Genomic DNA, 12,866 nt, shown 5'->3' on the forward strand with positions numbered 1-12,866 from the left:
ACCTAGCTAACGTTTCATATAAGGGGCTGGATTGGTGAATATATACTAATCCCAATGACCAACTCAATTGGGGGTGACAATGGATGAAGCAACTTTACTAAAGAAATACCGTAAAAAGTGGAATGTTCCGGACTGGCGGTTTGAAGGCGATTATCAATATATTGAGGGTTTAAATCCCAAACAAAGGCGTTGGGAATGTTTGCGGCGCCAGTCCTCGTACCGCCAGGAATGGCTTGTTCACAAGTCCGAGAAAATTGAGTTTATAAATAGCTTTAGCCTTACTGAGTTCATTGATCCCTCAAGGCAGGGGGATGATTTGGGAATTAACTTTGATCAACTTTACTTTGATCCTCTTGTGGGAAAGCTCATTGATCCCGAAGACTTTGAGGATCTCAATAGTGAAAAGCCTATCCCATACTTTCTTCGAAACTTCATAATTGATTACCAAGCCACTGCTACCAACCAAAGCTTAGCGGAGCGCATTGGCGATGCAGTCATGATATTGGCGGACTTGGAGCATCATTTTTTTGTATTTGATCCTAAGGCTGGAGCTGTTGAACAAAAAAATACATTAGGTCGCCACATTAAAGAGTTGCTAGAGCTAAGAAGCCAAGATGAATATTACTCAAGGAATCGCAATTCTACACCCAAGGTAATTGACAATATAGTAAAGCTATTAAGGGTTCAGGATTGCTACAACGAGTTCGTTGAAGTTCACGGATCGGATGCCAAATTAAAGCAGGCCCATTTTGGCTATGAGATCTTTAAAGATGAAATTGATGAAGGCGAACAAGATGTCGATGATTGCTCTCGTAAAAAATTTTCGAGGGCATTAGGTCACGTTCGAAAGCTAGTCTATTGTAAAACCTAATACTTTCAATTTCAACAGGGCATTTCTCGTTGCTCTGATTGTTTGATCCCCTAGTTTGGACAGAATAATTTAAATAGTTTTGTCCGTGACCGATTGGGTCGATCTTGTTCAAAATACGGTTGCTATGAGCAAACGTAACCATTCCTCTATTCAGCAAATTTGCATATTTGCAGATCCATCGACTCTTCTGAGTGGATGTCTAGCGTATGCCTATTTTGTATTGATATGGCTTTGCGCCAAGGAAATCATTGTTTTGTTGTTGAGTTTTGGGGGCGTCTGTTTGTGGGGCTTGAAGGCCATGTTATGAGCGCGGCGCTTCAAGAATTACTCCGCCTGATCGCTGCCGATGTAGTAGAGCAGCTTATTTCTGGACAGCAAGAAGGCAATTCACAAACTGGGCTCGCAGACGCACTCAAATTATCGTCGTGCAGCCCACAATTCGAAAGAAAAACATGAAAAGAACGCAATTAATTTTTGGGAAACCTCCTTCAAATTATCCCAAATCCACAGTCAGCAGGAAATATCCACACCCTTATGGAGGGGATCACGTGGAAATTTTCATGGATGTTAATGATCCTAATGAAGTATTGGTCTGGCCTACTACGGAGCAAGTTAAAGAATTGTTGTTCATACAGCACTTTATTCGGAATCGGAGCAAGAAATGACAACACTCACTCCTAAATTAAGGCGACCTAAGCTATCCCAAGCCATTCGTGATGATCTTGGCAATAGCGATCTAGTAGAGCAAGATGCGCTTGAGCTGGGTTGGTATCAAGATGCAAAGGGTAATCTTGCTATGCCGTACAACAATGGTTCGGGGCTGGTGCGAACGCGCTTTACCGTGCCCCAATTAATCGAGAGAAACGGCAAGCAGAGTTTTTTGCGCTATTTGCAACCACGGGGCACGCCGCCAGAGTTGTACTTGCCGACGATAGGCGATTTTGATTGGGGCGAAGTAAAGGTGGATGCCTCAATCCGGCTCTATATCACGGAAGGGGAGAAGAAAAGCGCGATTGCTTGCAAGCGTGGCCTTCCTTGCATTGGTCTTTCTGGAGTCGATAGTTGGTCACGAAAAGGCGGTATTCCATTGCCCCAATGGGATGAGTTTGACTTTAACGACCGTGAGGTTGTTATTGCTTTTGATTCTGATATTGCGGATAAGCCAGCCGTTAAATCTGCCGAACGTCGTTTGGCGCAAATGCTCAACTCACGCAAGGCCAAGGTGTATCGACTACGCATGTCCGAAGAGATCATTACTGGCTTTGATGATTTTATGAATAGCACTCACTCGAAAGGTTCAAAATGAGTCAATCTATTGCAACTAAAAATAGTACCGTAGTCACTTCTCCTAAAGTAGCGCTAGATGATGTGCTGCGCGAATTACATCACCGCGACCCAAGCTTGCGCCACATTAAGCCATATATCGAGTCTTTGCCGCTTGAGCGCATTTCTATTATTCCGCCTATCGATCAGGTTATGCCTGATTTAAATCGATCATTTGCTGTGGTTTCATTGGATAGCCAAGCGGTGATCTTGCAAGAGCTTCCTACCCAGGATGGGCGCGTTGAGGTGGTCTTTCGTAAACAGGCAGATTTTAATTTATTGCTAAGAAACTACCATGTACTTGATCACAGCGGCATGATTACCACTGCTGCCCATGCGTGGCTTAATCATCCTGAGCGGCGGCAGTTTGATCGTGTGGTATTTGAGCCAAGCGGTGCGCAGGAGGGCGATTACAACCTATACCAAGGTCTTGGAGTTATTCCCCAAAAGGGCAATTGCTCGCTATTGCGTAATCACATCCTGGAAATAATTTGCAATGGCGATAAGCCCATCTTTGATTATCTAGAGAGGTGGGTTGCTGACATTTTGCAAAAACCATCAAACCTGCCGGGTATCGCAGTGGTCCTTCGGGGCGCTGAAGGTGTTGGCAAGGGTATTTTTGGCAACGCCATCTTGCGTTTAACTGCGCCTCATTCGGTCCATGTGATTCAAGCCAATCAAATTCTTGGCCGCTTTAATGGTTTGCTATTGGGGGTTTTATATGCCTTTTTAGATGAATCGTTCTGGGCAGGAGATAAGCAGTTTGAAAGCTCGCTCAAGGGCTTAATTACCGAACGGGAGTTAACTGTTGAGCATAAAGGCAAGGAAGCAATCAAGGTATCGAACTATGCGCGCTTTTTGATGGCATCAAACTCAGATTGGGTGGTTCCTGCTGGTCATGGTGCACGGCGGTTTTTGGTCTTAGATGTTAGTGATAAGCGTAAAGAAGATTTTGCTTATTTTAAAGAGCTTAAGAAGCAAATCGATCATGGCGGTCTTGAGGCTTGGGCGCACCACCTGCTAAAACTTGATCTCACTGACTTCGAGCTTCGCAATGTTCCTAAAACCAAGGCGCTATTTGAGCAAAAAGTTGAGTCATTCAATTCCATGCAACGATTTATTTATGAAATCCTTTTGGAGGCTTCAAACTGCGCGGGAGCCAATGGAATTGACTGGGCTCGTGAAGTTCCTAAAGGGGCCTTCTATCAATCCTATTTGATAAAGGCCGGAGAGATTGGCGAGCGCAGGCGTGGCGATCAAATCAAATTTAGCAACACACTAAAGCTCATTCTTGGCATTCATGAAGACCGCACTTCGATCAAAGGGCAACGTGAACGCGTTTGGGTTTTTCCAAGTGTAGATATATGCCGCGAACGCTTCGCTAAATACATGGATGCAGATATTGCATGGCCTCAGATTAAAGATCTCAAGCTTTCGGACAAAATTCCGCACAAGCTAACCAAGCGGTACTAAGGCATGCTGATATCTCTTATCCAAGGATTGTCGGGGGCACTCACATCTACGCCCAATATGGACAAGCTGGCCAAGCTGACTGGTATTTTTAAATTGCTTATAGGGGGAGGTTTGGCTACTGTATTACCGCTTACCACCAAGTTAAATTTATTGGAAAACTTGGCCAGCTTGGCCAAAAGTTCAGCGGCGTTAACACGGCAAGACTTTTTGGGTGGGATGCTTATCAAAGCTCACCTTCTCATGCCGCCGCTGTTAATCAGGTTGTACCGTCTCACCGCAATGCGAAATGCCTTTGATTATCTTCATCCGCCTGTGTACGAAGCGCACAAAACGCCATACATTCAAGCATCACACTTTCATGCATTTACCTAAAGCTCTACAACACAAAATTTTGTATTCACATCATGACTCGCATCGCTACCTACGCTCGGTTTTCCACCGACAAACAAAGAGATTCCTCAATTGAGGATCAAGTGCGCAATTGCACGAACTATGCCAATCGGCATCAATGGGCCGTAGCGCATCGCTTTGAAGATCGCGGCATTAGTGGCGCGTCTAAAGACCGTCCGGGGTATTGCGCCATGCTCAAGGCGGCGCAAGCTGGCGAGTTTGATATTTTGTTAGTGGATGACTTATCGCGCCTGAGCCGTGATGATATTGAAACCAAGCAGGTGATCCGCCGCTTTAAGTACCAAGGCTTAAGAATCGTGGGCGTGAGCGATGGTTACGATAGCTCGGCCAAAGGTGAAAAAATCCAAGCCTCCATGCGTGGCCTGATGAACGAGTTATACCTTGATGATCTGCGTGAGAAAACCCATCGCGGCATGACGGGCCAAGCCATTTGTGGAAACAATACTGGAGGGCGCTGTTATGGTTATGTGCACCGCGCCATCGAAGATCCTCGCAAAATCGATGCACATGGCCGCCCAGTCGTGACTGCCGTGCGCCGTGAAATTGATCCAGAGCAAGCCAAAATCATTAACCATATTTATGAGCGTTTTGCTTGCGGCCAGTCGCCTAGAGCCATTGCCAGAGAGTTAAATGAAATGGGCATTCCATCGCCACGCGGCGGTAAGTGGCTGCAATCGGCTATTTACGGTGATCAAGATGAAGGTACGGGCATTTTGAATAACTGGTTATATAGCGGTCGTTATATTTGGAATCGGCGCGAGTGGCGTAAAAATCCAGATACGGGTAAGCGCACCTACGTCAAGCGACCTGAAAGTGAGTGGGTCATTACGGAGATGCCAGAGCTGCGCATTATTAATTCTGAGTTATGGGATAAGGTCAAAGCGCGTCAATTGCGTTTAAGTAGCGAGCAAGGCGAAAGGGTGAAATTAGGACTTCGCGCAGCGAGCGCAAGTGCTTCTGGTTGCTCAACGGGGCGCGGATTTAAATACCTGTTTTCTGGCTTACTCAAATGCGCTCAATGTGGAGCCAACTTTGTGATGCACAGTACGACCTCCTATGCGTGCGCCAAAAATATCAATGGCGGTCATGCTGCTTGTTCTAACTTTTATCGGCTGCCAAGACGCAAGGTTGAAAAGCGCTTATTAGACGTTCTGCGCCAAGAGCTATTAACGCCACAGGCGTGTGAGCAGTTTGCAATTGAGGTAAAAAATGAGTTGATGAGTAGGGCTAAAGAGTTTCAAGGCGATGTTAAGACTGCTGAGCGCTTAGTAGCAAGCTCGCAGCGCGAAATTGACAATATATTGAGCGCCATTAAGGCCGGAATTGTGACGGCATCGACTAAAGAGGTGTTAGAGAGTGCCGAAGCTCAAAAATTGAGGGCGCAAGAGCGTCTAAATACTGCCTCTTTAATGGACGAAAGGACTATTGGGCGCATGGCTGACCTGCTGCCAAAGGCGCTAGAGCGCTACCGGACGGCAATCGATGGCATAGAAACAGTCCTAGGATCAAATCTAGAACACTCTAGGACCATTTTGAAAGAATTATTAGGGGATATTCATTTAAGACCAGAGAAACACGGCCTAGAAGCCGTGCTTAACGTAGATTGGACTAAAAGCTTAAGTCTTAACACCTCCGAAGAGGTGGAAAAACTTAAAGTATTGATGGTTGCGGGGGCAGGATTTGAACCTACGACCTTCGGGTTATGAGCCCGACGAGCTGCCAGACTGCTCCACCCCGCGTCTGAAGCTGAAATTCTACCATTTTTTGAGGGTCTCTGTCGAGGCATTCCTGTAAATAACGCATTAATAACGCGTTTTATCGTAGAAATTCTCGATTTAGTGGTTACCTTTAAGGAGTAACATATTGCCACGCAACATCATTCTGAGGTTTATTAATGTCAGTTAGCAATCCCGAGTTTTCAGAATCGTCCTTACTTAGGCCCGTGGAAATTTCCCGAGAGGATCACCCTCATAAGAAGGGCGCCTCCATATCCCTCATGTTTGCCGCTATCGGTGTGGTGTTTGGCGATATTGGTACGAGCCCTCTGTACGCGCTTAAAGAATGTTTTAGTCCTGACCACGGCATTCCATTTTCGACTGACGCTGTATATGGTGTGATCTCGATGGTATTTTGGGCTTTCGCGATTGTGGTTTCGCTAAAGTACGTCTTATTCGTTATGCGTGCAAACAACCATGGTGAGGGCGGTATTTTGGCTCTCATGGCACTGGCTTTAAGAACGGCGCCTGCAAATTCAAAGCGCTCACTACTCATCGTTATGGCTGGCGTGTTTGGAGCATGCATGTTCTATGGCGATGCAATTATTACGCCAGCGATTTCAGTACTCTCGGCGGTTGAGGGTCTAGAGGTGATCTCCCCTGATCTCACTCGATATGTCATACCAATCACAATTTTTATATTAGTAATCCTCTTTTTTATTCAGAAGACAGGAACTGATCTAGTTGGAAAGCTTTTTGGACCAATCATGATGCTCTGGTTTGTAGCTATTGGATTAATGGGCTTACATCAAGTTATTCAGAATCCAGCTATTTTTGCCGCTATTAACCCGCTATTTGCTATTCGCTTTTTAGTGGAGCACTCATTACAAGGCTTTATTGTTCTGGGGGCGGTATTTTTGGTCTTAACAGGCGCTGAAGCTTTGTATGCTGATATGGGTCACTTTGGCCTCAAGCCTATTCGTATGGGCTGGTTTTTTATTGTTATGCCTTGTCTGTTGTTGAATTACTTTGGGCAGGGTGCGATGTTCTTGAATAATCCAGAGACGATCTCTAATCCTTTTTTCTTAATGGTGCCAGAAGTATGGGTATTCCCATTAGTAATTTTAGCCACCATGGCAACAGTGATCGCCTCTCAGGCTGTCATCTCCGGTGCTTTTTCAATGACCAGCCAAGCAATTTTGCTGGGATTTTTGCCCCGCATGAAAGTGCGCCACACCTCTGATAGAGAAATTGGTCAGATCTATATGCCTTTGGTGAATTGGGCTCTTTTGATTCTAGTAATCGCCGTGGTCTTAGCTTTTAAGAAATCTGAAAATTTAGCGGCTGCATACGGTATCGCCGTTACAACTACCATGATCGTAACGACCTTCTTGGCCGCTATTGTGATGCGCGTGGTGTGGCGTTGGAATACGCTCCTGGTAACTTTGGTTATCAGTGCCTTTTTGGTAGTGGATTTAGCTTTCTTAACTGCTAATCTTTTAAAGATTATGGAAGGAGGCTGGTTCCCTTTATTGCTTGGAGCAATTTGCTTCCTATTTTTAATAACTTGGTATCAGGGCCGTAAGATTTTGCGACAGAATGCAATCAATAACGGTTTTGAATTAAAGAGCTTTATCGATTCGTTAATGACTCATCCTCCGCACCGGGTAGAAGGTACGGCCGTCTTCTTAACGGCGCATGTGGATTATTTGCCCGTCTCTTTCCTGCATAACTTGAAACACAACCATGTATTGCATGAGAGAGTCTTTTTCCTAAAAGTGAGTATCTGGGATGTGCCATACGTTAAAGATAGTGAACGCATTACCTTGCGTGATCTTGGAAATGGCATTTACGTAGTGCGTGCGGTTTATGGTTTTAATGAAACACCGGACATGGGTCAAATTATTGAGTTGATTGAAAAATCCTCCGATTTGAAATTTGATGCAATGAACACTTCATTCTTTTTGTCCCGTGACACTATTGTTTCCACTGAGATTCCAGGAATGGTTATATGGCGCGAAAAATTATTCTGCTGGATGTATCAAAATGCTGGACGCCAATCCGACTTCTTTAAGATTCCCGCAAACCGCTTAGTTGAGTTGGGTGCAAAGGTCGAGATTTGAGAAAGAGCCTTCTGCTTCAATCGAAAATATTTATTTCAATATTTTTATTAGCTTCTGCATTGAGCGGCGTTGTACTTGCCACTCCTGCAGAAGAGGCAGAGCTAGAGCAATTAGATAAGATTGAGCAAGAGTTGGAGCTTCAGCGTGAATGGTCTAAGTACCGTTGGGGTAAAGCATCTGCCGAGTGTTATCAGAAGTATTGGGTTAACTCTTGCTTGAGGGATGCTCGCGCAGATTATCGCAAGGAAATCGATCCCATTCGCGAGCAAGAGGTAGCTTTGCATGAAGTTCAGCGCAAGCTTCGTGAAAGCTTAAAGAATCAAGAGGATATTAAGCGTGCGGCTGAGCGTGCTTCTCCAGAAAAAGCTGCCGAACGAGCCGCTAATCAGAGCGAGTTTGATCAGAAGCAAAAAGATGCTGCAGCAAGAGCAGCCGATCTAGAGCAACGTCGTAAGGATGCCCCTAAGCGAGCTCAAGAAAATAAAGCGGGCACTCAGCTCGATTAATTTTTCCAATTTAATTTTTACTTATTTAGGCAATCCTTGGCTAAAGTCAAATCGATTTATATCTGTCAGTCTTGTGGTGGAACCTCTGCTAAGTGGCAGGGCCAATGTCCATCATGTCAGGCTTGGAATACCTTGGAAGAGGGCTTGCCTGAGACAACACAAAACGCTCGTTTTCAGGGTTTGGCACAATCATTGCCAAGACAAAAGCTATCCGCTATCAGCGCTGAAGATCTGCCAAGATTTAGTACGGGTGTAGAGGAGTTTGATCGCGTACTGGGAGGCGGCTTAGTTCCAGGTGGTGTAGTCCTATTGGGCGGTGATCCAGGTATAGGTAAATCCACTTTGTTACTGCAAGCATTGGCGGAGATGAGCTCAGCTGGTATGAATGTGCTCTATAGCAGTGGTGAAGAATCCGCTGCGCAGATTGCTTTGCGTGCAAAACGTATTGCATTGGATGCGCCGCAACTTGAAGTGTTGGCAGAGATTCAGTTGGAAAAACTCATTTCTATTATGGATACTGTTAAGCCACAAGTATTGGTGGTGGACTCTATACAGACTTTATATTCAGAAGTATTGAGTTCTGCTCCTGGCTCTGTAGCCCAAGTGCGAGAGTGTGCAGCCCAGTTAACTCGCGCTGCTAAATCAAGCGGTATCTGTGTGCTAATGGTGGGTCACGTTACGAAAGATGGTCACCTTGCTGGACCTCGGGTTCTTGAACATATCGTAGATACAGTCTTGTATTTTGAGGGTGATACTCACTCTTCTTTCCGCTTAGTGCGCTCTATTAAGAATCGTTTTGGCGCAGTTAATGAGTTGGGAGTCTTTGCGATGACCGAAAAAGGTCTGCGTGGCGTTACCAACCCATCAGCTATTTTCTTATCGCAACATGAGCAAATGGTTCCAGGTGCCTGCGTATTGGTAACGCAAGAAGGTAGTAGACCTCTGCTAGTGGAGATTCAAGCTTTGGTAGATACAGCGCATGTTCCTAATCCTCGCCGCTTAGCTGTTGGCTTAGAGCAAGCTCGGTTAGCAATGCTCTTGGCGGTGTTACATCGTCATGCCGGTATTGCCTGTTTTGATCAAGATGTTTTCTTAAATGCGGTAGGTGGCGTTAAGATTTCTGAGCCGGCCGCTGACTTAGCCGTTCTTCTGGCTATTCAGTCTTCGATTCGCAATCGCGCATTACCAAAAGAGTTGATTGTCTTTGGTGAAGTTGGCTTGGCGGGTGAGATTCGTCCCTGCCCACGCGGTCAGGAGCGCTTGAAAGAGGCGGCGAAGTTAGGTTTCACTGTGGCCATCATCCCCAAAGCGAATATGCCGAAGATCAAGATTCCAGGATTAAAGGTAATTCCAGTTGAGCGTATTGATCAGGCAATTGCCGCTGCTGCAGAGTTAAGTTAACTCTTCTTTGCTTAGCGCAAATCTTCTGCTTGAATCAGTAAGACTTGCTCTTCCCCAGCAGAGACTTCCATCCAGATTGCCGGAATTTGTGGGAAAGCTTTTTTGAAGTTCTCATATTCATTGCCAATCTCAAGCAGAAGGGCTCCGCGCTCAGATAAGTAATCGGACGCTGAAGCAATAATGCGCCTGATTAAATCCATGCCATCTTCTCCACCAGCTAAAGCTAATTCTGGTTCGGCATGATATTCCGCGGGAAGCGCATTCATTGAGGCGGCATTGACATAAGGTGGATTGCAAATAATGAGATCGAAGAGGTTATCTTCATTGGGTTCTGGCAAAGCATCCCAGAGATCTCCATTTAACAAATCGATTTGAGAACCTAGGCTGTGACGGTCGACGTTACGTGCCGCTACCGAGAGTGCGGGCATACTGATATCGCAGGCACTCACATGAATATCTGGGCATGATAAAGCCAATAGGGCTGCCAGTGAACCATTGCCCGTGCAAAGATCAAGCGCTTTGCCATCGGCAGGCAACCAGGGCTCTAGCGAGCCATCAACAATGAGTTCTGCAATCCAAGAACGTGGAACAATACTTTGCTCACTGCTGAAAAAAGGTACGCCCATGAGCCAGGCTTCACCCAAGATGTAAGCAAGTGGTTTGCGTGTAGAGATTCTGGTGTCAGCGATAGCTGATGCTTTTTGCTGTTGCTCTTTGGTGATTGCATCATCCAAATGATCTAGAGCTTCTGCTGGGCTAAGGTCGAGTTGTTTGCTGATAATCCACAAGGCTTCGCTTTTTGCATCAATTGCCCCGTGGCCGTAATGCAACTTTGCTGCTTCAAGTTTTTGTGCGATCTGATCGATGCACTGATTTACCGTAAGGTGTTGCTGAGACTCAGGGTCCATGATGGAGAATTTTTTTAAGGGAAAGGGCGCGCGACGAAGCAGTGCTTAAGCAATTAATTGCTCGAGTGTCTTGCGGTAGATATTTTTAAGGGGCACCACATCATCAACAATGACGCACTCGTCGATTTTGTGGCTAGTAGCATTGAGGGGGCCAAATTCCACCACCTCTTTGCAAATCTTAGCGATAAAGCGACCATCACTTGTGCCGCCAGTAGTGGACAGTTCTGTATCAATATTGGTTTCTGCTTTGATGGCTTTGCGTAATGCTCCAGCCAAATCGCCGTCACCAGTGATGAATGGACTGCCGCCCAATACCCAATCAATCTCAAAATCCAGACCCACGTCTTTCAGAATCTTTTCTAGACGCTCACGCAATTGCTCTGGCTTACTCTCTGTGGAGAAGCGGAAATTAAAGTCGATAACCAGTTCGCCGGGTATGACGTTATTTGCACCTGTACCCGCATGTACATTGGATATCTGAAAACTGGTAGGCTGGAAATATTCATTGCCTTTATCCCACTCAGTTTCTACTAATGCAGAAATTGCTGGTGCAGACAGATGAATGGGATTCTTGCCTAAGTGGGGATAGGCAATGTGCGCCTGAATACCTTTTACTTTTAGCTTGCCGGATAAAGAACCACGGCGACCATTCTTGATCATGTCACCAAGTTGATCAACTGAAGTTGGTTCGCCAATCACACAATAATCCAAACGCTGCCCCTGTTTTTGCAAGCGCTCACACATGATGAAAGTGCCATCATTAGCGGGGCCTTCTTCGTCACTAGTGATTAAGAAGGCAATAGAGCCTTCATGATCTGGGTGTGCAGTGACAAATTCTTCTGTAGCAACAACAAAACCTGCAAGGGAAGTTTTCATATCCGCTGCGCCACGCCCATAGAGCATGCCGTCACGAATAGTTGGGGTAAAGGGATTGTTAGTCCATTTCTCCAGTGGGCCTGTAGGCACCACATCGGTATGGCCTGCAAAGACCAAGACTTTGCCTTGGTCCCCAGCCTGACCTTTTTTAATTGCCCACAAGTTAGTGACCTGAAAACTTTCAGGACCGCTCACCACACTCTCAGTATGAAAACCAATCGCCTGCAATCTTTTTGTGATTAAATCTTGGCAGCCACCATCAGCCGGTGTTACGGAATGGCAGGAGATGAGAGCTTCTGTAAGCTCAAGTGTGGCGCTCATGGATTTAATTAGTCGCGAAGTAATTCGTTGATGGCAGTCTTTGCTCTAGTTTGAGCATCAACTTTTTTAACGATGATTGCTGCATACAGACTGTACTTGCCGCATGCGGAGGGAAGGGAGCCTGGCACAACGACTGAGCCAGCCGGAACGCGACCATAGTGCACTTCACCAGTTTCGCGGTCGTAGATCTTGGTGCTCTGACCAATGTAGACGCCCATAGATAAAACAGCGTTTTCTTCGATAACTACGCCTTCAACTACCTCGGAGCGCGCACCAATGAAGCAGTTATCTTCAATAATGACTGGGCCGGCTTGGATTGGCTCCAAAACGCCGCCAATACCAACACCGCCGGAAAGATGTACGTTTTTGCCGATCTGGGCACAAGAGCCTACAGTTGCCCAAGTGTCGACCATTGTGCCTTCACCTACGTAAGCGCCAATATTCACGTAAGAAGGCATTAAAACAGCGTTTTTGCCGATAAATGAGCCGCGGCGAGCTACTGCAGGGGGTACCACGCGGAAACCACCGGCGGCAAAGTCCGCTTCTGTGTAGTTCTCAAACTTACTAGGAACCTTATCGTAGAACTGGGTATATCCCCCAGCGCCCATTGGTTTATTGTCTTCTAGGCGGAAAGAGAGCAGAACGGCCTTCTTAACCCATTGATTTACTTCCCACTTGCCAACATCGCGGCGCTCTGCCACACGAATGGTGCCGGCATTAAGGCCTTCTAAAACGGCATTTACGGCATTACGGACATCCCCAGGGGCGCTATCTGGAGACAGGTTTGCGCGGTTTTCCCAGGCTTGTTCAATGATGTTTTGTGGTGATTGGCTCATGCTTTTTAGTTAACTATCAGATTGTTAAGGGATTTTGTCCCTGAAGGTGGATTTATCATTATATAGATGGGGGGAAAACGCGTCCAAGCAGGCAAGAGCTTG

13 protein-coding genes, 1 tRNA gene and 1 pseudogene are annotated in these 12,866 nt (G+C 46.1%); 10 read left to right on the top strand and 5 right to left on the bottom strand.

The features are described from left to right. The first annotated feature begins 79 nt into the window (after nucleotides 1-79). The 6 genes and pseudogenes from ICN48_RS00725 to ICN48_RS14045 all read left to right on the top strand — a co-directional run. Complete coding sequence (locus tag ICN48_RS00725) at nucleotides 80-871, top strand: hypothetical protein (RefSeq protein WP_216151843.1); 792 nt, start codon at nucleotides 80-82, stop codon at nucleotides 869-871. Between the two features lie 303 nt (nucleotides 872-1,174). Beyond that, a complete protein-coding gene (locus ICN48_RS00730) occupies nucleotides 1,175-1,327 on the top strand; it encodes a hypothetical protein (protein WP_216151844.1) in 153 nt (50 codons plus the stop codon). Nucleotides 1,328-1,532: 205 nt separating this feature from the next. Further along, nucleotides 1,533-2,177 (top strand): DUF3854 domain-containing protein, encoded by a 645-nt coding sequence (locus ICN48_RS00735; protein ID WP_216151845.1) that lies wholly within the window; start codon nucleotides 1,533-1,535, stop codon nucleotides 2,175-2,177. Next, nucleotides 2,174-3,667, top strand: coding sequence for a DUF5906 domain-containing protein (locus ICN48_RS00740; protein ID WP_216151846.1), 1,494 nt, complete (start codon nucleotides 2,174-2,176; stop codon nucleotides 3,665-3,667). The genes ICN48_RS00735 and ICN48_RS00740 overlap by 4 nt, the downstream gene beginning before the upstream one ends. A gap of 57 nt (nucleotides 3,668-3,724) precedes the next feature. Next, nucleotides 3,725-4,039, top strand: a complete 315-nt coding sequence (locus tag ICN48_RS00745) for a hypothetical protein (RefSeq protein ID WP_216151847.1) — start codon at nucleotides 3,725-3,727, stop codon at nucleotides 4,037-4,039. A gap of 32 nt (nucleotides 4,040-4,071) precedes the next feature. Beyond that, nucleotides 4,072-4,440: pseudogene (locus ICN48_RS14045) on the top strand (recombinase family protein); the annotation flags it as partial. Nucleotides 4,441-4,452: 12 nt separating this feature from the next. On the opposite strand, the gene ICN48_RS00755 reads toward ICN48_RS14045, so the two are convergent. Further along, nucleotides 4,453-4,653: a hypothetical protein gene (locus ICN48_RS00755; protein WP_216151848.1), complete on the bottom strand. Its 201-nt coding sequence runs from the start codon at nucleotides 4,651-4,653 to the stop codon at nucleotides 4,453-4,455. On the opposite strand from ICN48_RS00755, the gene ICN48_RS14050 reads away from it, so the two are divergent. After that, a complete protein-coding gene (locus tag ICN48_RS14050; RefSeq protein WP_370624121.1) occupies nucleotides 4,609-5,784 on the top strand; it encodes a recombinase family protein in 1,176 nt (391 codons plus the stop codon). The genes ICN48_RS00755 and ICN48_RS14050 overlap by 45 nt on opposite strands. On the opposite strand, the gene ICN48_RS00765 is transcribed toward ICN48_RS14050, so the two are convergent. Continuing rightward, a tRNA-Met gene (locus ICN48_RS00765) sits at nucleotides 5,741-5,817 on the bottom strand. The two genes, ICN48_RS14050 and ICN48_RS00765, sit on opposite strands and share 44 nt — an antisense overlap. A gap of 155 nt (nucleotides 5,818-5,972) precedes the next feature. Between ICN48_RS00765 and ICN48_RS00770 the strand changes: the two genes are divergently transcribed. The 3 genes from ICN48_RS00770 to radA are packed head-to-tail and all read left to right on the top strand — an operon-like array spanning nucleotide 5,973 to nucleotide 9,823. Beyond that, complete coding sequence (locus ICN48_RS00770; RefSeq protein WP_216151849.1) at nucleotides 5,973-7,916, top strand: potassium transporter Kup; 1,944 nt, start codon at nucleotides 5,973-5,975, stop codon at nucleotides 7,914-7,916. Then, nucleotides 7,913-8,422 (top strand): hypothetical protein, encoded by a 510-nt coding sequence (locus ICN48_RS00775; protein ID WP_216151850.1) that lies wholly within the window; start codon nucleotides 7,913-7,915, stop codon nucleotides 8,420-8,422. The genes ICN48_RS00770 and ICN48_RS00775 overlap by 4 nt, the downstream gene beginning before the upstream one ends. A gap of 36 nt (nucleotides 8,423-8,458) precedes the next feature. Further along, nucleotides 8,459-9,823 carry a DNA repair protein RadA gene (gene radA, locus ICN48_RS00780; RefSeq protein ID WP_216151851.1) on the top strand — a complete coding sequence of 455 codons (1,365 nt, stop codon included), beginning with the start codon at nucleotides 8,459-8,461 and terminating at the stop codon, nucleotides 9,821-9,823. Nucleotides 9,824-9,834: 11 nt separating this feature from the next. Here the strand turns inward: radA and prmB are convergent, their stop codons facing one another. The 3 genes from prmB to dapD are packed head-to-tail and all read right to left on the bottom strand — an operon-like array spanning nucleotide 9,835 to nucleotide 12,764. Then, on the bottom strand, nucleotides 9,835-10,731 hold the full coding sequence (gene prmB, locus ICN48_RS00785) for a 50S ribosomal protein L3 N(5)-glutamine methyltransferase (protein WP_216151852.1): 897 nt from the start codon (nucleotides 10,729-10,731) through the stop codon (nucleotides 9,835-9,837). Between the two features lie 45 nt (nucleotides 10,732-10,776). Next, nucleotides 10,777-11,928, bottom strand: coding sequence for a succinyl-diaminopimelate desuccinylase (gene dapE, locus ICN48_RS00790; protein ID WP_216151853.1), 1,152 nt, complete (start codon nucleotides 11,926-11,928; stop codon nucleotides 10,777-10,779). Nucleotides 11,929-11,936: 8 nt separating this feature from the next. Beyond that, nucleotides 11,937-12,764 (bottom strand): 2,3,4,5-tetrahydropyridine-2,6-dicarboxylate N-succinyltransferase, encoded by an 828-nt coding sequence (gene dapD / locus ICN48_RS00795; protein ID WP_216151854.1) that lies wholly within the window; start codon nucleotides 12,762-12,764, stop codon nucleotides 11,937-11,939. Nucleotides 12,765-12,866 lie beyond the last annotated feature (102 nt).

Origin of the sequence: Polynucleobacter sp. JS-Safj-400b-B2, assembly GCF_018881975.1 — a bacterium.
Classification (GTDB): domain Bacteria; phylum Pseudomonadota; class Gammaproteobacteria; order Burkholderiales; family Burkholderiaceae; genus Polynucleobacter.